General features: G+C 43.3%; 17 protein-coding genes. 11 read left to right on the top strand and 6 right to left on the bottom strand.

The annotated features are described in order from the left end of the window. The first annotated feature begins 495 nt into the window (after positions 1 to 495). Together MKY35_RS16355 and MKY35_RS16350 are read left to right on the top strand one after the other, a co-directional pair. Positions 496 to 843, top strand: coding sequence for a YolD-like family protein (locus tag MKY35_RS16355; protein WP_342444247.1), 348 nt, complete (start codon positions 496 to 498; stop codon positions 841 to 843). 162 nt (positions 844 to 1,005) lie between these two features. Then, complete coding sequence (locus MKY35_RS16350; protein WP_342444246.1) at positions 1,006 to 1,212, top strand: hypothetical protein; 207 nt, start codon at positions 1,006 to 1,008, stop codon at positions 1,210 to 1,212. 79 nt (positions 1,213 to 1,291) lie between these two features. Here MKY35_RS16350 and cysK read toward each other — a convergent pair whose 3' ends face one another. From cysK to MKY35_RS16335, 3 genes are all read right to left on the bottom strand, one after another. Continuing rightward, entirely contained in the window at positions 1,292 to 2,230 is a 939-nt protein-coding gene (cysK, locus tag MKY35_RS16345) for a cysteine synthase A (protein WP_342446659.1), read from the bottom strand. 528 nt (positions 2,231 to 2,758) lie between these two features. Continuing rightward, positions 2,759 to 3,316: a carbohydrate binding domain-containing protein gene (locus MKY35_RS16340; RefSeq protein WP_342444245.1), complete on the bottom strand. Its 558-nt coding sequence runs from the start codon at positions 3,314 to 3,316 to the stop codon at positions 2,759 to 2,761. Positions 3,317 to 3,497: 181 nt separating this feature from the next. Continuing rightward, entirely contained in the window at positions 3,498 to 5,441 is a 1,944-nt protein-coding gene (locus MKY35_RS16335; RefSeq protein ID WP_342444244.1) for a serine hydrolase domain-containing protein, read from the bottom strand. Positions 5,442 to 5,698: 257 nt separating this feature from the next. Between MKY35_RS16335 and MKY35_RS16330 the strand changes: the two genes are divergently transcribed. The 5 genes from MKY35_RS16330 (at position 5,699) to MKY35_RS16310 (ending at position 11,916) form a co-directional block, all read left to right on the top strand. After that, positions 5,699 to 7,759 carry a glycosyl hydrolase 115 family protein gene (locus MKY35_RS16330; protein WP_342444243.1) on the top strand — a complete coding sequence of 687 codons (2,061 nt, stop codon included), beginning with the start codon at positions 5,699 to 5,701 and terminating at the stop codon, positions 7,757 to 7,759. Between the two features lie 120 nt (positions 7,760 to 7,879). Continuing rightward, positions 7,880 to 8,542: an S-layer homology domain-containing protein gene (locus MKY35_RS16325; protein WP_342444242.1), complete on the top strand. Its 663-nt coding sequence runs from the start codon at positions 7,880 to 7,882 to the stop codon at positions 8,540 to 8,542. Between the two features lie 259 nt (positions 8,543 to 8,801). Beyond that, positions 8,802 to 9,470: a uracil-DNA glycosylase gene (locus MKY35_RS16320; RefSeq protein ID WP_029517689.1), complete on the top strand. Its 669-nt coding sequence runs from the start codon at positions 8,802 to 8,804 to the stop codon at positions 9,468 to 9,470. A gap of 16 nt (positions 9,471 to 9,486) precedes the next feature. Beyond that, on the top strand, positions 9,487 to 9,909 hold the full coding sequence (locus MKY35_RS16315) for a hypothetical protein (protein WP_029517688.1): 423 nt from the start codon (positions 9,487 to 9,489) through the stop codon (positions 9,907 to 9,909). 120 nt (positions 9,910 to 10,029) lie between these two features. Further along, on the top strand, positions 10,030 to 11,916 hold the full coding sequence (locus MKY35_RS16310) for an Ig-like domain-containing protein (RefSeq protein ID WP_342444241.1): 1,887 nt from the start codon (positions 10,030 to 10,032) through the stop codon (positions 11,914 to 11,916). 68 nt (positions 11,917 to 11,984) lie between these two features. Here the strand turns inward: MKY35_RS16310 and MKY35_RS16305 are convergent, their stop codons facing one another. Both MKY35_RS16305 and MKY35_RS16300 read right to left on the bottom strand, forming a co-directional pair. Continuing rightward, complete coding sequence (locus MKY35_RS16305; RefSeq protein ID WP_013310964.1) at positions 11,985 to 12,287, bottom strand: hypothetical protein; 303 nt, start codon at positions 12,285 to 12,287, stop codon at positions 11,985 to 11,987. Positions 12,288 to 12,672: 385 nt separating this feature from the next. Next, complete coding sequence (locus MKY35_RS16300; protein WP_029517686.1) at positions 12,673 to 12,867, bottom strand: hypothetical protein; 195 nt, start codon at positions 12,865 to 12,867, stop codon at positions 12,673 to 12,675. A 140-nt stretch (positions 12,868 to 13,007) separates the two neighbouring features. Here MKY35_RS16300 and MKY35_RS16295 point away from each other — a divergent pair, with 140 nt between their 5' ends. Then, the gene (locus MKY35_RS16295; RefSeq protein WP_342444240.1) at positions 13,008 to 13,448 is read left to right on the top strand and encodes a NucA/NucB deoxyribonuclease domain-containing protein; all 441 of its coding nucleotides are present in this window, start codon (positions 13,008 to 13,010) and stop codon (positions 13,446 to 13,448) included. Positions 13,449 to 13,464: 16 nt separating this feature from the next. Here MKY35_RS16295 and MKY35_RS16290 read toward each other — a convergent pair whose 3' ends face one another. Next, positions 13,465 to 13,617, bottom strand: coding sequence for a hypothetical protein (locus MKY35_RS16290; protein ID WP_165150326.1), 153 nt, complete (start codon positions 13,615 to 13,617; stop codon positions 13,465 to 13,467). A 114-nt stretch (positions 13,618 to 13,731) separates the two neighbouring features. On the opposite strand from MKY35_RS16290, the gene MKY35_RS16285 reads away from it, so the two are divergent. The 3 genes from MKY35_RS16285 (at position 13,732) to MKY35_RS16275 (ending at position 18,971) form a co-directional block, all read left to right on the top strand. Next, positions 13,732 to 15,552 (top strand): sensor histidine kinase, encoded by a 1,821-nt coding sequence (locus tag MKY35_RS16285; RefSeq protein ID WP_342444239.1) that lies wholly within the window; start codon positions 13,732 to 13,734, stop codon positions 15,550 to 15,552. Next, complete coding sequence (locus tag MKY35_RS16280) at positions 15,527 to 17,152, top strand: response regulator (protein ID WP_342444238.1); 1,626 nt, start codon at positions 15,527 to 15,529, stop codon at positions 17,150 to 17,152. The genes MKY35_RS16285 and MKY35_RS16280 overlap by 26 nt, the downstream gene beginning before the upstream one ends. A 136-nt stretch (positions 17,153 to 17,288) precedes the next feature. After that, positions 17,289 to 18,971: a sugar ABC transporter gene (locus MKY35_RS16275; protein ID WP_342444237.1), complete on the top strand. Its 1,683-nt coding sequence runs from the start codon at positions 17,289 to 17,291 to the stop codon at positions 18,969 to 18,971. Positions 18,972 to 18,975: the final 4 nt, after the last annotated feature.

Raw genomic sequence — 18,975 nt, 5'->3', positions numbered from 1 at the left:
ACTTCAAGGAAAATCAAACATTAAGACTATTGTACAAAAATATCAGAATTTCGTATATGTTATTCCGCTAACGGGATACGTTAGTTCAATGGAACAGCGACAGTCTAGGACATTATTTTCTCGTACTGGTTGTCACTGTTCCAATTTCAAAGTCCGTCTAAAACTTATTTTATGGAGACTAGCGGTATGACAATTCGAAAGATGCATGGAATAATGTCGATACAATCGTATGGAACAATATAGGAGATGGATTTGAGGGAAAGAAACTTAATCATTATTCAAAACTTGATCTAACCAGGTGAATATGCGGTGGTTAGCCAATTTTAATGCTCCAAAATTTTCATTTTATCCCTCTGATTTTGTATTTTCGTCCAGTCTATTAGACCTAGGAATATTTTTCTAGGACAAAAGTTTTGGATTCGGTAGACAAAAAGCCTTGTCTAGAACGTATGTTCGGAATATAATTTCTACATAATACATCAGGAGGCTACATACATGTCGAAAAAATTAGAAGGTAACGACTTATGGGAAAGCAGCAGGATTATCATACCAGAACACAAGGAAGCATACTTAAGACTCATGAAAGACCGTCAGCGGAGAGGCAAGCCGGAACTTGACGATCAGGAAGTCCAGTTGATCGAGCAAGCGCTTATAGAGTCCTACAACACACGTCAACCTATAACACTAGTGGTTTTTAGCCCGTTCGGTGACGAAGAACTCACAGGTGTAATCACGTCTATAAATACTGCTCGCAGGGAAGTGAAACTGTTTCGTGGCGAGGATGATTTTAGTTGGATCAAGTTGGAGGATATCATTTTCAGCAAGTATCTAGCAAAAATCTAAGGGGAGTAAATATTCTACTGAAGTTATCCAACAAACAAGAAATGTTTTCAACCGCCTTACCCACGATAATTCAGTCGGAGTCTTTCTAGGAGCATTTGACGCTAGTGTTTTAGCTCATTAATTAAAAAACAGAATTCTCATATCGCAATCGAAGACTTCCTGATGATGATGCGTTACACCCGCATCAAGTTAAAGAAAGAGGCTTACAGAGTGGTACAAAACTACTACGGAGAAGCTCACTTTTACAGAAAAAGCCTGATGAGCTACAACAACATCGGGCTGGGCCAAGGTAACTTTTTCTTCGCTAACGGTCCATTTGTTGTGCAAAAAAATGGACGGCTAGCGAAGAAAGAAATCAATTCAGGTTAATGAAACAATTCTATGCGCTCTTGCTTGTGTACTTGGAAAATTAACAAAAGAGGCAGCTGGATTCCTGCCTCTTTTGTTATTATTCTACGTCTGAGAAAAGCGGAGTGGACAAATAACGCTCACCTGTATCAGGTAATATGACCACGATCGTCTTGCCTTTGTTTTCTGGAAGCTTCGCAATTTGTGTTGCTGCATAAACCGCAGCCCCAGAAGAAATACCAACAAGCAGCCCTTCTGTTTTGGCAAGCAGGCGTGCAGTTTCAAATGCATCTTCGTTTTTAACTTTGAAAACCTCATCCACATATTCTTCATTAAAGTTATTTGGAATGAAACCAGCACCGAGTCCTTGTAGTTGATGTGAACCTGGAGTACCGCCAGACAGCACTGGTGAATCGAACGGTTCGACGGCTATCACTTTTACAGAAGGTTTTCGTTCCTTCAATCCCTGGCCAACGCCCGAAATAGTTCCACCTGTACCTACGCCCGCAATAAAAATATCTACACCGCCATCCGTATCATGCCAGATTTCTACAGCTGTAGTTTTGCGGTGGATTTCTGGATTGGCAGGATTGCTAAACTGCTGTGGTATGAAAGAGTTTGGTGTTTCGGCAGCCAATAGTTCAGCACGTTTGATAGCGCCTTTCATCCCCTCGGATCCCGGTGTTAACACAAGCTCAGCACCGAACGCAGTCAAAAGCTTGCGACGTTCGATACTAAACGTTTCAGGAAGTGTAATTATAAGTTTATATCCAAGAGCCGCAGCTGCAAATGCAAGTCCGATTCCAGTATTGCCACTTGTCGGCTCGATAATAACGGAGTCTTTATTGATTAAGCCTTTCTCCTCAGCGTCTTTAATCATAGCATATCCAATGCGGTCCTTAACGCTACCAGCCGGATTGAAATATTCCAACTTTGCTACCACGTTTGCCTCAATATTTTGGTTTTGGCTGTAGTTCAACAGTGCTAACAAAGGAGTATTTCCAATTAATTCAGTCAACTTTTGGTGAATCAAAATTATCCCTCCAAACAATTAATTCATATCTACTTACTATGACATAGATATTATCACGAATTTTTCTTCATAACCATGTCCTGTTAATTCATAGTGAGGAGCGGGAACGGATGGAACAGTTTAAACCTAAGGTACTACTCATAAAAAAGTAGTCCAAGCTTATTCAGAACCAGAGAGTCATTAAGATTGTATACTGTGTATCCTTTTTTAATTTCGAAATAATTATCACGGTTTATAATAAACTCGCTTTTCCTAGAATGTATTGAAAATTAGATTACAGTGTACAATAAACGATAGTGACACGAGGCAGGACAACACATACGATAAAAGATACTACCCGCTAACCTAGTGGTCGGCGGATAATGAATTTGTATTTAGTAGAAGGCAAAAAGAGCGGTAAGGAATTAATCCTTCTGCCTCACCGTTAACATACGGGGAGGCGTTTTTGTTTTGGCAAGCTTACGGTGTATCAATTCGCGCCATCAAGTCGCTCTTGCGAGAGCTTACGACTAAATGCCTACAATACGAAGTAATTTATGTTCTTAATAAGGATATCGATACATCATCTAAAAGAATTGTGGCGAAGGTATCCTCTGCTGTAACACGGAACACTAAATCTCTGGAAACAGTTCCCGAATTTCCTGAGATTGAGAAAGTGCGGGAGACTCTCTCGTATTGGGATGAAGGTAGCGAAGTAAGCTGAATCGTGTAGGTTTGCTCCCCCAGACTAACCTGAAGCCGGCCACCGAAAGGCTTGATTAGATTGCGTACCCAGAAGGTCACACGGTATCTTCTTTGTCTACGCAGATCTGAGATCGTTTGTCTAAGTGAGACACTGTGCCCCGGGTTAGCCGAGATTCTGACCGCTTGATTACCGCTGTGCGGATTAGTATTGGTAATAAAAATTTGGCCTGTCATGTTGTTGACGTTTGCAATCCATGGTGCTAAATCCTGATTTTCAAATCCACCGTTTCTAACAACTGCTTGGGTAGGAGAAATTCTTTTTTTCTTCAAGTCCAGAGGCTGTGTAGTGTGTCTATTCTTCGTCCTACGGACAGGGGCTGCGCCTTTTCCACTTTTCTTTGGTTTCATTTGAATTAACCCTCTTTCTGTAGACATATTTGCTACACTAGTAGTTTATGAAATATGAATAAGAGTGTTCATAGAGAAGAGAATACAAAAAAGACCGTCTATTGACGGCCTTTTCTATGTTTCGACTCGAAATATGTCGTGGAGGCTATCCATGCTATAAAAAGGATAAAATTAAGTAGATCTATGCGAAAAAATAGAAATTATAGGAATACAGGAAAAACGAAATAGCTAAAAACGAAAGAATCAGCGTCGCGGTGTATACCTTTCTTAACAATGTAGTCTCCGAAACGTTACATTTTCTTACAGCAAGATAGGCAGCCGGTACAAAGGCAAGCCCAAGTACCCAGAAAAAGATAATATTGAAATTGAAATTGGACATAGGCTGATAGGGGTCGCCTATCAATTGGATGCTTGAAGCAATGAGATTGACGATCACAAGCAGACCCAGCAAGGGGATTACGGTTACACTGTCAGGCAAGGGAAGCCGCGAAGCACTCTTCTGCTTTCTTGCGTCCTTGAGCTTCCGCAGCCATCCCATAATACCGAAAATAGACCCAAGCGCAAACCAAATACCGCATCCCCCGACCAGAATATAACTGAAGATGGATGTTTGCAGGAAGGATATCGGCAATTGGTCATCGATCACTCCATATGACAACTGCGTCACTTTACCATCGGCATTGGTTAAGAAAAAAAGACGGCTGATGTTTAGGCCCGCGTGATCATAAGGAGTGCTCCCGGGAGTCACGCGTTCAAAAAAATAGGGTTTGGTTTCTACATAATCAACATGAATATTCATGGATGGAATACTCAGAGTGATTCCGCCATTGCCGTTGGCTGTGACCACTTCTTCCGCATTGGATAATACGGGTATAAGCTTCAATATACCAGATGATACTGCGCGAGCAGAACGGTATTTTCCCTCCACATCCGCGCTATGCTTCAACGTGCTGTCCGCTTGCGGAGTAGCGTGGGAACCCCCGACAAACAGGTCAATGAGTTCGCTTCTTGCCCCGGACATTTCATTTTCCACATTAGTCAGAATACTGATCCCAAAGTTTTGATCCGGCACGATAGAGACCAGAGAGGAGAATGAATCTGTATTTCCACCGTGCTCGATAACACGATAATCTCCCGCGAACCGTTCCCAAAAGCCATGGGCATTCCCCGGAAGCTCGGGATAGTGGGTATACGAAGCCTCATGCATTTCTCGCAGGGTTTCATTCTTGTTGAACAGCGAATATTTTAAGGAATGGTCCATGTTCAGATGAGCAAGCATAAAATGAGCCATGTCCTCCGAAGTAATGTTTAACGCACCAGCCGGCACATCATTAAAGAAAACATTCGGCTTTGCCACCCAGTTTCCATCCTTCTTGGAGTAGCCTGTTGCTTTATGTTCGATAACCTCTGGAATAAGATCATACCGTTGTGTAAAGTAAGAATGTTTCATGTCTAGAGGCTCAAATATATGTTTCTGAATATAGGTTTCAAAAGGCATTCCGGATACACGTTCTATAATATAACCGGCCAGGTTGGTCCCATAGTTGGAATAAGCAATCACTGTTCCAGGCTCATAAATCTGTTGAGGCTGGTTTCCGGGTGCGACATGCTCCTTGAGAGGCCTAAGATCAGCAGGATCATGAACCAAAAGTTTTTCCAGGCGCTCCTCAAAACCTGCCGTGTGGCTCATCAGTGATTTCAGGGTAATAGGCTTATCAAAAGAAGGCTTGAGAAAGCCGTCAGGCAAGTATGTGCGGATGTCCGTATTCAAATCCAGCTTTCCTTGCTCAACCAGTTGCATTACTGCCGTCCAGGTGAACAATTTCGATACGGAACCGGCCTCCATATAGGTTGTTTCCGTACTCATGGGTGTTTGTTTCTCGATGTTTGCGTATCCGTAACCTTTTGAAAAAACAATTTTTCCGTCCTTTACTATGGAAACCGCAGCACCAGGAATCGCTGTTCCTATATATTTTTTCATAATTTGATCTGTTCTGTTTTCGATTTCGGAAATCGGGATTCCAGAGGGAGTGGTTGGAACGGACCCAGAAGCATATGCCTGGACCGGGATAAATGCCATCAATGCCAACAGGAACAAAGAGGCAAATCGTTTTTTCAATTTCATATCAAGTCTCCTTTTTGCTGCGCTTGAATCTTTAAGAGCAGTCTGTTTTTTGGAACATTTTTAGTGTAGCAGTCAAGTCTTTCTTATTTCTCTCCTGTTCCTTACTTTTTTCTTTCTCAAATGAAGCTTCAACTCTCAAATGATTTACCGAAAAAAAGCTATATTTACGTTGGTACAGCTTTATATGTATGTTGACAACCTATAAAATAAAGACAAGAAGAATCCTCATAGTTGAAAAAAATAGGAGATGACAATAAATGAAAGCCTGTGAACCTCTGACTATTTCATCTGAAAGCGGATACAATCTTCAAACCGATGAAAGTCTGCCCATTGCCCACGCTTGGAACATGATTGCGCGAGATCATAAGCAAGTGTTTGGCCGCGAGCCATTGCAAACAGAAGTAGAGCCTTCGATCATAATCCGTTATGCACAGGAAGGAGATAGCTGTCCGCATTGGCCAGAGGGCTATTGTCTGCGTTTTGTTGCTGGTAGCAAGGGAACGGTACTCCATATTATTGGCCGTGATGAATTAGGAATTATTTATGGACTGCTTCATTACAGCCGTTTCGCTCTGGGTGTGGAGCCGTTCTGGTTCTGGGCGGAGATTCTACCGCCTAAGCGGGATACCATAGTAATACCGAGCCAGAATGTTGACAGTATACCGTCCAAGGTCCGGTATCGGGGATGGTTTGTCAATGATGAGGTATGCTTGATTGGCTGGAAGGATGATTACCCACCGACGGAGGAGGTGTGGAAGCCCGTTTTTGAAGCGTTACTGCGCTGTGGTGGAAATATGGTGATTCCCGGAACCGATTTACCACGCACAGGTATCCATCATAAGCTTGCAGCAGACATGGGTTTATGGATCACACATCATCATGCTGAACCGTTGGGGGCGGAGATGTTTTTGCGCGCCTTTCCGGGTAAACAAGCTAGCTACAGAGAGCATCCCGAGTTGTTTGAACAGCTGTGGCAGGAAGCGATTGAACGGCAAAAGGAAGAGAAGATTGTATGGGTATTATCTTTTCGCGGGCAGGGTGACAAGCCTTTTTGGGAAGATGATCCTTCCTTTAATACGCCGGACAAACGCGGACAATTAATCTCGTATGTGGTTCGCAAGCAGTACAATATGATCTGTGAATTTGTGGAGCATCCTGTGTGCTGTATGGCGATGTATGGTGAGATTGCCGAGTTATACAAGCAGGGGCATATGGAAGTACCCGAAGGGGTGATTAAAGTATGGGCGGACAATGGTTACGGTAAAATGGTATCTCGGCGCCATGGGAATCTTAATTATCGTGTACCAGCATTGCCTGAGGCGCAGGATGGGGGCGAAGATGGAGTATATTACCATGTGACCTTCCACGACTTGCAAGCGTCGAACCATCTTACCCAATTTCCCTCCTCAGCCAGCTTGATTGTAGAGGAATTAACAGCAGCGTTTACCTCAGGGGCGGACGAGTACCTGCTGGTCAATTCAGGTAATATTTTGCCGCATGTATATACGCTGGATTTAGTAGCAAATTTATGGACGAATAGTAACGTAGATGCCGAAGAGCAGCTTTCTGATTTCATCGGGCGGCTGTACAGTAGTCAGCTTCAAGAGATTTCCCAATTATACCGGGATTATTCCCATTGTACTATCGTTTATGGCCCGCATAAGGATGATCGGGCAGGGGAGGAATTCTATCACCATCCGACTCGGCAAATTATGGGGTATTGGCTACAAGGCAAAGAAGGCAGTGATGAACGGCTGTACTGGGCTACTGGAGAAAGGCCTTTTCCTGAACAGGTTCGCTGGTTCAAGGAAAAAGCCGAGTCGGCAATTCCCGACTGGGTTGAACTGCGAGAGCGGTGTCTACGAATCATGAAGCAGTTGTCTGAAGATGAATGTCGCAGGCTGTATAATCAACTGCTTGTGCAGATTGAACTGCATCTAAGTGGTTCACGTGGACTGGCAAGCTTATGTAGCGCTTATGGGCTGTTCCTTGAAAAAGATTATCCACGAGCATTTATACAAGCTTCTCATGCTGTTTGGAGCTACCGGATGGGTAAAGAAGCGCTATCGCTCGCAGGAACTGGAAGATGGGAGCATTTCTACCGGGCAGATTGGTTAACCAATCTGGATAACACTATTTCACATGCGGACACTGTGCGGAGATTTCTTCGTCTTCAGGGAGACAGTCCGGATATGTTTCTGTGGTACAAACAATATTTAATGCCAGAAACAGAGAAATATATCTACCTAGAGAATACGCATCGCAAGCCCCTTCCCGATGATGAGTTGGCACACAGTCTGGAGAAGGTATTATATTAAAAAGGAAGGCACGTAGCATAAGAAGCAACAGCGTCTGCCTGCAACCTTTCCAGCTTATACTACGTCAATGAAGTTGTTAATGGCCAAGCGGCCTAATTCAACTACAAGGTGGAATTTAACATGAGTATGAGAAAAGTTGCATTTGCAGCCATTACAACTGTAGCCATTTTGTCCTTCTCCGTTGGAGGTCAAATGTCTGCAGCAGACCACAAATTTAAGGATTTGGATAACGTAAGCGGTAAAGAAGAAATTATATCCCTTAAAGATAAGGGTCTGCTCAAAGGTATCTCTGATACGCAGTTTCTCCCGTCATCTAAAGTGACCGCTGCTCAAGGCATTCAGTTGATCTCCGGCGGACTCCAGCTCAGTTTGTCCACCATTGATTTGAACAAGGAGCCACAGGTCAGTAGACTGTTTACCCATGTTAAGGATACTGCATGGTACGCCGAAGCTTTTATCAACGCTCATTATAATGGTGTGGTTATTCCAAAGGATATTGATCCTGCCAAAGCTCTGACTAAGGAACAGTTCACCCATATGCTGATTCAGGGCATGGAAAAAGCAGGCGCTCTTCCGATGATTAAAATCGCACCTGCGAATATTGCGGATGACAGCGAACTGGAGCCTTCTTACCAAGGTAGCATTCAACGCTCGCTAGTCTACAAGGTCAATACCTTGGATGCAAATGAAAAGTTTTATCCAAAAAGCGAGATTACACGTGCCGAAGCTGCTGTTATGTTATATAATGCATTGGAATACCTGAATACTCATACAAAATCGTAATAAATACAGCAATAAAGAGCTTTTCTTCTGAGGGAATTAAGCTTTCAGTTACTTGACATCATTATCGTTAATGTTATAATAAGGAAATCGAATTTAGACCTGCGGTAGCTGATTACCGTAAGGATATTTTCCTGGTCCTTCGGCATATAACACAGGTAACGAATAAATAAGCTGGCTCCGGATGAGGAGTTCAGCTTATTTTTTTGGATCAAAAAGCTTACCGTTTTCACTGATTTACATATTGAGAGGAGACAGGAGTATGTTTGGGAATGACTGGGATGATGTACTACGAGAAGAGGTCGAAAAGCCATACTTTAATGATTTAAGGTATACGTTAGCCCGAGAGTACAAGTTACATAAGGTATATCCTCCAAAAGAAGACTTGTTTTCCGCACTCAAATTAACGCCATTTCATCTGACCAAAGCGGTTATATTGGGGCAGGATCCATATCATGGAGAAGGACAAGCTCACGGTTTAAGCTTTTCTGTTAGACCTGGTGTGCGAACGCCGCCGTCTCTATTAAATATATACAAGGAACTTCGCGATGATATCGGTACTCCCATTCCGAATCAGGGATACCTCGTTCCTTGGGCTGAGCAAGGTGTGCTGCTGCTGAACAACGTGTTAACCGTTCGTGAAGGACAACCGCAATCTCACCAGGGAATAGGTTGGGAACGTTTCACGGATGCTGTCATTGAAGCGATTAATGAGCGCGAGCAGCCAGCAGTGTTTATTTTGTGGGGGAGCCATGCTCAGAAAAAAGCAAGCTTCGTGAATACCAGCAAGCATTTGGTGCTAAAATCCGTTCATCCGAGTCCATTGGCGGCTCACAGAGGTTTTTTTGGCAGCAAACCTTTTTCGCGTACCAATGCATTTTTGCAGGAGCATGGAATGGAACCGATTCGGTGGGAGATTCATAGCCGCTAGCGCTGGAGGTGAGGACATGCGTCAATGGAAGGGACGTCAGGTCATTTTATATCACGGCAACAATGGTCATACCCAGAAGGTGCGCGGCACGCTTGAAAAATGGGATGAGATACGAAAGTGTGTTATTTTAGGCCCGAAAATGCTGGCTATTCCTTTTGAAAATATTACGCATATTACCATGTTTCCTCCGGGGCGTGAGCGTAGAAGCCGCCATCCGGCGAAGCTGAACGCTACTGGTTATGTAATGAGCGTTCCGTTACAGTTTGATAATGCCATTCATTTTCAGTCGGCGGTGACGATTTGGAGAGAGGATCAGCTGATTGCTTATAATGTAAAGCTGGTTAGTCACTCGGCACACGATGTAATTCTTGAAGATGGACAAACCTTATCTAAGGAAGAGCATTTGTTTGTGGTAAGGTCACTGCGTGGAGAACTTTAACTGTAATAATTCACCTTTTTTTGATGAAGGGTTCAATTTAGTTAACTGCTTACCGATAAAAGATAATGGGATTGTTAATAATACCCTGTTTTATAGAATGAAACAAAGGGAGAGAAACGAATGGAACGTATGAAACGTATGAGCAAACGGAGTACCTTCTTACTTGCGTTGCTGATGTTTGTATTTGCAGCATGGCCAGCAGGTTTGATCCGGGCTGAGGAGAGCAAGACCTCCACGGTAGAGTGGGATAGTCAAAATCCGACTACATTGAATCTGGGTGGAAGCCCCGCTCAATTAAAAGTGTGGTCATTGACAGAAAAGGGCAAGGAAGATGTTACACAAAAGGCAGAATGGATCTCTGGGGATTCAAGCATTTTAAAGGTAGATAAGGGACTCATTACTCCTGTGTCAAAAGGGCAGATTAAGATTGTTGCTACATATGAGCAGCAAACGGTAAGTACAACGATTACAGTAAAATCGCCTTACAGCAAGCTGCAATTAAATCCGTCTAGTCCCATTAATTTGACGATTGGCGGGGAATCGAAGCAATTGACTGCTCAAGGTGTACTTACTGGAGGTGGGACGGAAAATGTATCCGGTGTCGAATGGACTTCTTCGAATGCGGCTGTTGCTACCGTTGAAGATGGTCTTGTTCGTCCACTTGCCAAAGGCGTGACTTACATTAAAGCAAGCAAAGATGAACTTAAAGCACAAACGATTGTGTATGTGCGTTCTTCTTCTCAGGCGCTAGTATTGAGTGCAACTGGGTCCAAATCGGTCTTTCTGGGTAGCTCCCCAATTCAGGTTAGTGCAACTGATGTCAACCTGACTGGCAGCAAAACAGATGTGACCAACACGGCAGAATGGACTTCCTCCAATCCGCTGGTTGCCACAGTCGAGCAAGGTAAAATCACACCGATGGATGCAGGCAATTCGACGATTACAGCGTCCTATCACGGTTTGAGCAAGACTCTAAAGATTAATGTACTTCCGACGGTTGAAAAACTGGTTTCAAGCAAAGCCAGTCTGACTCTCGAAACAGGAGGCAAAACTTCTCTTCCGAGTATATCTGCTTATTTGGTCAATGGAGCAAAAAAAGCAGTTCAATCCGATGTAAAATGGAGCTTAAGCAGTGAAAGTGCAGTTAAAATAGCAAATGGTAAGCTGGTTGCAGTGAACCCAGGCAGTGCAACATTGACAGCAACGGTAGGTGCGCTCAAACTGGATATTCCAGTGACTGTGCAATATAAAGTGCTCAAGCTGACGGCTTCTGAGAAAAAATATGTACTGGTTGCAGGCCAAGAAGCAAGTATTCCGACAGTAAAAGCCCACATGGCTGGTGGTGGAATCCTGGATATTACCAATCAGGTAAGCTGGGTAGGTACAACAGCCGCAGTTACAGTAGCAAATGGTAAAGTAAAAGCGGTGAATGGCGGTAACTCTGGAATTAAGGCTATGTATATGAATAAATATGTGAAAGTACCTGTCATTGTGGAAGGAGCCATTTCTACATTGACACCAAGCTTTTCGAATGCCGAAATGAATTTGAAAGGAAGTAAGTCCATCAAAGTCATCGGTATATATACGGATGGTAAAAAAGTTACCCTGAGCAGTAAAGTGAAATGGACAACATCGAATGCTTCCGTAGCGATCGTAAAAGGCTCTTCCATTAAAGCCGTTGGAATTGGAAACGCAACGATTACGGGCACATATCAGGATAAGTCGTTTAACATCGAGATCAAGGTCACACCTAAGCTGCTCAAACTGGTATTGAGCAATAAAAACCTGAAGCTGCCTAAAGGCTCCTCTCAAGTGCTTAGTGTGAATGCAGTTTATGATTCAGGTGCTACTACCAATGTGACAAGCTCAGCGGTATGGACATCCTCCAAACCGTCGATCGTACAGGTTACAGCTGGTCAGGTGAAGACCTTGGAAAGCGGAAGCTCCAGTATTAAAGTAGTCTATGGCGGTAAGAAGGTAACGACATCTGCCAAAGTGTTAAAATAGCTACGTACATTGCCACATCCACTTATACAAAATAACCCCCGGTCCAAAGACCGGGGGTTATTTTCAGCTTATTCTACGCCGTCCTGATAATGATTTTTCCAATGCTTATCGCCTTTGTGTGCGAAGTCTTCAACTGTCTTTTCCAAAGTAGCTACCAGTTGGGCTTTAATCTCAGAAATTGTGTCTCGGAACAGTCTTTCTTCCGTACCATTGATCTTTTCACCATATAGAGCCTGAGCGGCTATAAATTGACGATGTTGCTCCACAAAACTGTCAATCGAATGCAATGCATGCTCCACGTATTGGGAAATGCTATGATGCTCGTTAGGCAGTTGCAATTTTAATTCATGAACTCTGTTTAATAATGCCATGATGATCACCTCGTGCGTTTTGTTATGTCAATAATTATACATCATTTTCGGAAAACTTTCATTAAATTTTGATTAAAATGTGACTTTTATTATGTCATGATTGCATTTTCAATGGTGATCAGGCATAATTTTCGGAAATTTCATTATTTTCCTTTGTATTGTGATTTTAAAATTTGAAATATATGATACGAAGATGATGCAAGAGCAAGCTGCGACAGCTGTCTTTCTGACATGTTATAATGGGGAAAAGCCCAGTCGGAAAGGTTGTCAGTATGGTATGAAGCTTTTTAAAGGTTTATTTTGGGGGATTCTGATTAGTCTTCTTCTGTGGTGTGCCTTGTTTGGGCTTGTCCGCTGGATGTCTCATTAAGTCGCTTCCTGTATCTTATACAATAACTCTTGCGACTGTATCCACGTCATTAACAGAAATCGTATATACGTGTTCGTCATCATAGAGCTTGAATTGCTGAGTTTCTTGGTCTGATAGGAGCTTAGGCCAGCCAATTACGGTACTTCCATTCAGTAACCGGACTACAACGGCTTGCATTTGGCTCACGGCCAGTTTGATCTCATCGTTCATTCGTGCAACCTCCTCTCTATACTATTTGTCGTCCAATATTCAACCTTTTTTTATAGTTAGTAAGGGGTTACAAAAAATAAAATCCGGGGATCACCTTAGTTGAAGGCATCTATTGGAATAGCTTGAAGGGAAGAGAGAAATTGAAGAAAAAGTTGCTAAGTTTTATAGCTTTAGTTCTGCTAGCTGCGGGAGCGTACTGGTTTGAAGGAGGCAATCTTCTTACGAAAATAACAGGAGAGAACCCGCCTTCCTCGGCGGCTCAGGTAACGCTGCAATTCCCGTCAGGTCGTTACCCTGAAACGGCGCAGCATATTAAGGAAGCCATTCAGGCGGGAAAATCACCAGTATGCACAATTGACCGTGAAGGAGCCGAGCTAAATCGCAAGCATTCGCTTACAGGTGTTCCCACTCGTAAGGGATACGATCGTGATGAATGGCCGATGGCTATGTGTTCAGAAGGTGGCAAAGGTGCAAATGTCAAATACATAGCCCCTAAGGATAATCGTGGGGCAGGATCATGGGTTAGTCATCAATTGGATGAGTATGAGGATGGAACTCGTGTGAAATTTGTTGTGAAATAGTTGCCGTTTAGTATATTTACTTTTTATTTCCTTTCGCTGTTTCCTGTTTGGCCTTAACCAACGCCAGAAAATCAAAAAAATCACCTAGTGTATTGAAGCCGGCACCTAAAATGGCCAAGTCTTCAGCGGATAGTTGGTTAAACCATTCCATTTGCTTAGCATCAAACATATTATCACCGCCAACCATTGATAATGTAGTGTATGTACTGACGGCAACGAAGGTCAGGGCTCAGGCATACCAATTAAGTATGCCTGTTTCTTGTGCAGAGGATGTGTAGAACTCATGTTTAAATTTAATTTTTATACTAAAATCGTCTCCATCGTTATCGTATTGCTTATACCTGTGCTGATCCTGTATGTCTATTCTAATCAGACAACGACAGGTGTATTACGTGAGGAGCTGAATCAATCTAATTATAATCAGCTGACTTTTTTTCAAAACCAGGTGAATACGAATATTGAAATGATTTCCTCCTGGCCGCATCTGCTGATTCATGATCCCGATGTAGCCAGTTTTCAAGCGATTTTTTTGAAGGACAAGGTTCTCAATCTGGATGGAATTAACCTTGTCAAACGGATTCAAACCAAGCTTGGGCTTCAGGAAAGCTCTTCTAATTGGAGAACCGGACTGAGTATCTATTCTCCTTCGCTGGGACGGGTTGTATCGGAGAATGGAGCAGGTTTATATAACCAGAAAAAACTAAATCAGCTGATAAAAGACGGCTGGCAGGTATCTAAAAAAAGATCATACGGGAAAGACCAATTTATATTTTCATTATATACATTATCCCCGTTTTCTTCACTCGGTAATCCAGAAACCGCTAACACGATTATTAAAGTTGAATTTGACAGTAGTAATATTCAGGATATGCTTGACCGCTTCAAAGGTGATGGACGCAAGGAGCCTTTTTATTATAAAAAAGGCGTAGGAGCGATCTATAATCGTACTGCCAATGAAGAGCTGTCTGGACAGCTGATTTCAAAATTGGAAAAAATGGGACTCCATGAAGTTGACAATTTGACTGTGAAAATTGGAGAAGAAAGCTACCTGGTTCATGCCGTTCTTTCGCAAACGACGGGTTGGTATTTGATTGATTACATGCCTTTGTCCGATATGATGTCTCCGATTTACTCATCGAATCGACTGTTTTATATAACTGTTGTTGGCTCGCTGCTGGTAGGCTTGATTGGCGCTTACTTGCTTCATTCACAGGTACAAGTGCCGATTCTTCAGCTTGTGCGGGCATTTCGGAGATTAAAGGATGGAGACTATGCTGTTCGATTAAGTCTAAGGGGGAGTCACGAGTTTGCTTTCCTGTCTAGTCAATTCAATCTGATGGTCGAACAGATTCAGGAGCTGTTTGAGAAGGTGTATGTTGAGCAGCTACATGTCAAGGAAGCGCGACTAAAGCAGCTCCAGTCACAAATCAATCCGCATTTTTTTTATAATTGTTTTTCGTTTATCACAAGTATGGCGAAGCTGCGCAATCATGAGGCGGTCGTGGCTATGGCTCATAATTTATCCAGGTATTATCGGTATACGACAAGACAGGAGCGGGATTTGGTTCCATTGTCAGAAGAAGTCGAGTTTGTTCAATATTATCTGAAGATACAGCAGATGCGTATGCCAAGGCTAACGTTCTTAGTTCATGTTTCTTCGCAGGCCAGCAGTCTGCCGATTCCGCCGCTTATAGTGCAGCCACTGGTGGAAAATGCGGTGCTGCACGGAATAGAGCCTCAAGCGGAGGAGGGAATAATTCATATTTTGACTGAGCGTGTTGGCTCGTATATGTACCTGATTGTGGATGATAACGGACTCGGTTTGAGTAGAGAGGCTATAGCTGCCCTGACATCAACGCTTGACAAGCCTGTGGAAGAGGATCATGGATACGGTTTGTGGAATGTGCATCAACGCATGCGATTACATTTTGGGGAAGATGCCGGACTGGAGTTCTCTTTGTCTCCATTGGGAGGATTGCGTGCAGTATTAAAATGGTCGATCTCAACAGAAGGAGAGCATGCGAATGGTTTAATTGAGCCTTCGCCAGATTCGAATATAGTTAAAACGGAGGGACCAGATGGTTCAGATATTACTAGTAGATGATGAGAGTTATGTAACAGAAAGTCTGGCAGCTACCATTCCGTGGGAGACGCTAGGCATCGAGAGGGTTCATCAAGCGGCTTCCGCATTAGCAGCAGTGGATGTGCTGGAAGCGTACGATATTGATATTCTGGTAACAGATATTCGTATGCCTGGTATGACGGGACTGGAGTTGATTGTTGAAGTAAACGAGCGATGGCCGCATATCCGAAGTTTGTTACTGACAGGCTATGCCGATTTTGAATATGCTAAAAAAGCGCTTCAGCTTAAGGCTTTTGATTATATTTTAAAGCCGGTGGATGATGAAGAGTTTATCAAATGTGTGTCAGCCGCCATGGATTCGCTAAAGGAAGAATGGGAAGCATTTGACAAGGTTCATCAATTACAATATAGCCGCAGAAACGATTTTGGTGTGCTGCGGACCCATTTGATGCATGATTTGCTACTCGGGCGTGATTTACCAGTACCAAAAATAGAGAGCAAAATGTCCGAGTACGAAATCAAGCTACGCACGGGACATCCTGCCAGTATGCTGCTGATTCAGCTAGGGAAGCATTTTTCCGATATGGACTATCATTCAGTCTCCTTAATTGAGTATGCGATTGGAAATATTGCCGAGGAAGTGTTCGCACCTGATTTTCACGTTTGGCATTGCAAAGCGCCGCATGACTGCTTAATTGTATTAATAGAAGGGAATTGGGATTCATTTCCTGAACGGAGTGTGGATGAGCAGAATCGTTGTTTGCGTGCGGCGATTGAGACCTTTCGAAAAAATGTGAGCAATTATTTGAAAGGGGAAATTTACGTCGCATTAACCGGCTGGTTTAAGTTTCCAGAGGAGCTGCCTAAGCTATATCAGACAGCGATTAGATCCTTATACTGGAACCATCAAGAGGAGACGGATACACTGCTATTCATAGAAGAACAGACAGAACAGCCACACAGCTCAGTTAAGTCACTGGAAGGGCTTTATATGCACCCTACGCTTACTCATCTGCTTGAATCCAGGCAATGGGACGAGGCCGAAGCAAAAGTGAGCCGTGTATTTGGAAAAATGGAAGAGGTGGGATATACACGCGAGCATTTATATGAGCTGTTTATTTCGGTGACGAGCGCCTTTATGTATACAGCGCACAAACAAGGACGTTTCATTACACAGATGGATCAAGTAGGCTTCGATCCGTTACATGCGCAGAAAATGGTTCATTCGTTCCCCCACCTCAAAGAGTGGATATTTTCCATGATGAACAAACTTAAATCTGAATGGTCCGCAAGCGAGCAAAGCGCTAAAAGCTATGTGGTCAAGCAGGTTCAGGAGCTCATCTCCCAGGATAAAGGCCAGGAGCTGTCTGTTAAGACGATTGCTGATCAGGTTTATCTTCATCCAGTCTATCTGTCTAAAATTTATAAAGCTGAAACCGGAGAAGGTCTGGGTGACTATATTATCCGAATGAGAATGGAGCGGGCTCTTTATTTGCTCAAATATTCCAACAAAAAAATATACGAAATTACGACGGAACTAGGCTACCAGAATCCCCAATATTTCAGTAAAATGTTCAAAAAGCATTACGGAATGACTCCGCACGAATTTCGAGATCAGTAGAGATGGGACGAGTAAAGACGAAATCAGTAAAGATCAGTTGGGAAAGGTGCAGAAATATTTATTTTGTGACATAGGCTGTGAAGAAAATCCCTTCTATAATAAAAGAGTAGAAAATGATTTCTAGAGGGGGAACAATATGCGAGTTCATTCGAAGAAAAAGCTGTTGTCGTTGCTCGCCGCAACTATGGTATTAGGAGTTGGCCTTGTGGGCTGCTCAGGTGCGGGAAATGATGGGAATGCGGACGGCACAGCTAAAACTGAAAACGTATACAAAGAAAAATACAATCCAGAAGTCACAATTTCCACGGTATGGGGTGTAGATCCCGCCTTAAAATTTAAAAATGGTGAATCTATCGAAAATAACATTGCGACCAAATGGGCTAAAGAGAAATTCGGTATTAATATCAAATCACTCTGGTCCGTCACGGATACGAATGGCGCATTTGCTACGAAGCTGCGTTTGGCTATGTCCTCAGGTCAGGAGATGCCGGACGTCGTTGTACTGGGGACGGAAAATGAGCAACTGGCACAGGACATGATCGATTCCGGTATGTTTACAGAGGCTGGTCCGTTGTTTGACAAGTACGCTTCGGATTCCTGGAAGCAGGCGATGAATCAGGATACGAATGTATGGAATCAGTATAGCCGAGATGGTAAGAAAATGGGTATTCCTGTGCTTGATTTCGCCTATAACCATGATTATGTATTGTGGGTACGACAAGATTGGTTGGATAAGCTGGGTATGAAGGCTCCTGAGACGATGGATGATCTGGAAAAAGTGATGGATACCTTTAAAAATAAAAATCCGGACGGACTGGCTCCGAACAAAGTGGTTCCGCTCAGTATCGGTTTTAAAACATCCATGAACACTTGGATGGGTGACCCGTCCTGGATTTTCGGGGCATATGGCACACTACCTCAGCAGTGGAACAAAGGCACGAATGGCAGTTTGGAATATGGCTCCGTGCAGCCTGGCATGAAGCCGGGTTTGCAAAAGCTGAGCGAGTGGCTCAAAAAGGGATATATCCCTCAGGAAGCAGCATTGTGGGATGAAAATAAAACGGCAGAACCTACAGTCGCAGGAACAGCCGGCATGATTCCTGGGCCATATTGGATGAGCGGCTGGCCGCTTCAGGATACAGTCAAAAATGCGCCGGGTGCCATATGGAAGCCGATTAAGATTCCAGCAGGTCCTGACAACAAAGCCATGCGTCACGGTACGCAATACACCAATGGTGTTGTACTAATCAACAAACAAATGCAGCATCCTGAAGCTTTTTTCACTTATCAAAACTATTTGTTTGACCATTATGCTAATGCCAAACCGGATAGCGATTTGTCGAATGGGCTGTTTAAGGGCTACGATTATGATTTGGATGCGGACGGAAAGCTAATGTCTATCGATAAAATACCAGGCGGTTATGTAAACTCTATTCGTTATTTGCTGGTTCGTGATGGTGCGCGTATACCTGATGCCCAAATGAAGGCTTTGCTAAGTTTAGCTAACGGCGCAGAACCGAAGACCCGTCTGGAGAAAGATGTAATGGTGAACTACGGGAAAGGTACTCCCGCAGCTGCCAAAGTGCTTATGGAACAGAAGGATATCTCTATGAAAGATCAGTTCACAGGTCCAACTACGCCAACCATGAAGGCTAAAAAGGACTATCTGGATAAGATTGAAAGTCAGACCTTCAATGAAATTATTTATGGCAAGCAGCCGATCTCTGCTTTTGATACCTTTGTACAGACGTGGAAAACAGCTGGTGGCGAACAAATTACTAATGAAGTAAACGAATGGTATAAAAGCGTCGAAAAGTAAAAAC

It is taken from the genome of Paenibacillus sp. FSL L8-0638 (genome assembly GCF_038593075.1).
Lineage (GTDB): Bacteria > Bacillota > Bacilli > Paenibacillales > Paenibacillaceae > Paenibacillus > Paenibacillus polymyxa_D.
The sequence above is the reverse complement of the archived record's forward strand: the minus strand, read 5'-3'. Positions and strand labels throughout refer to the sequence as shown.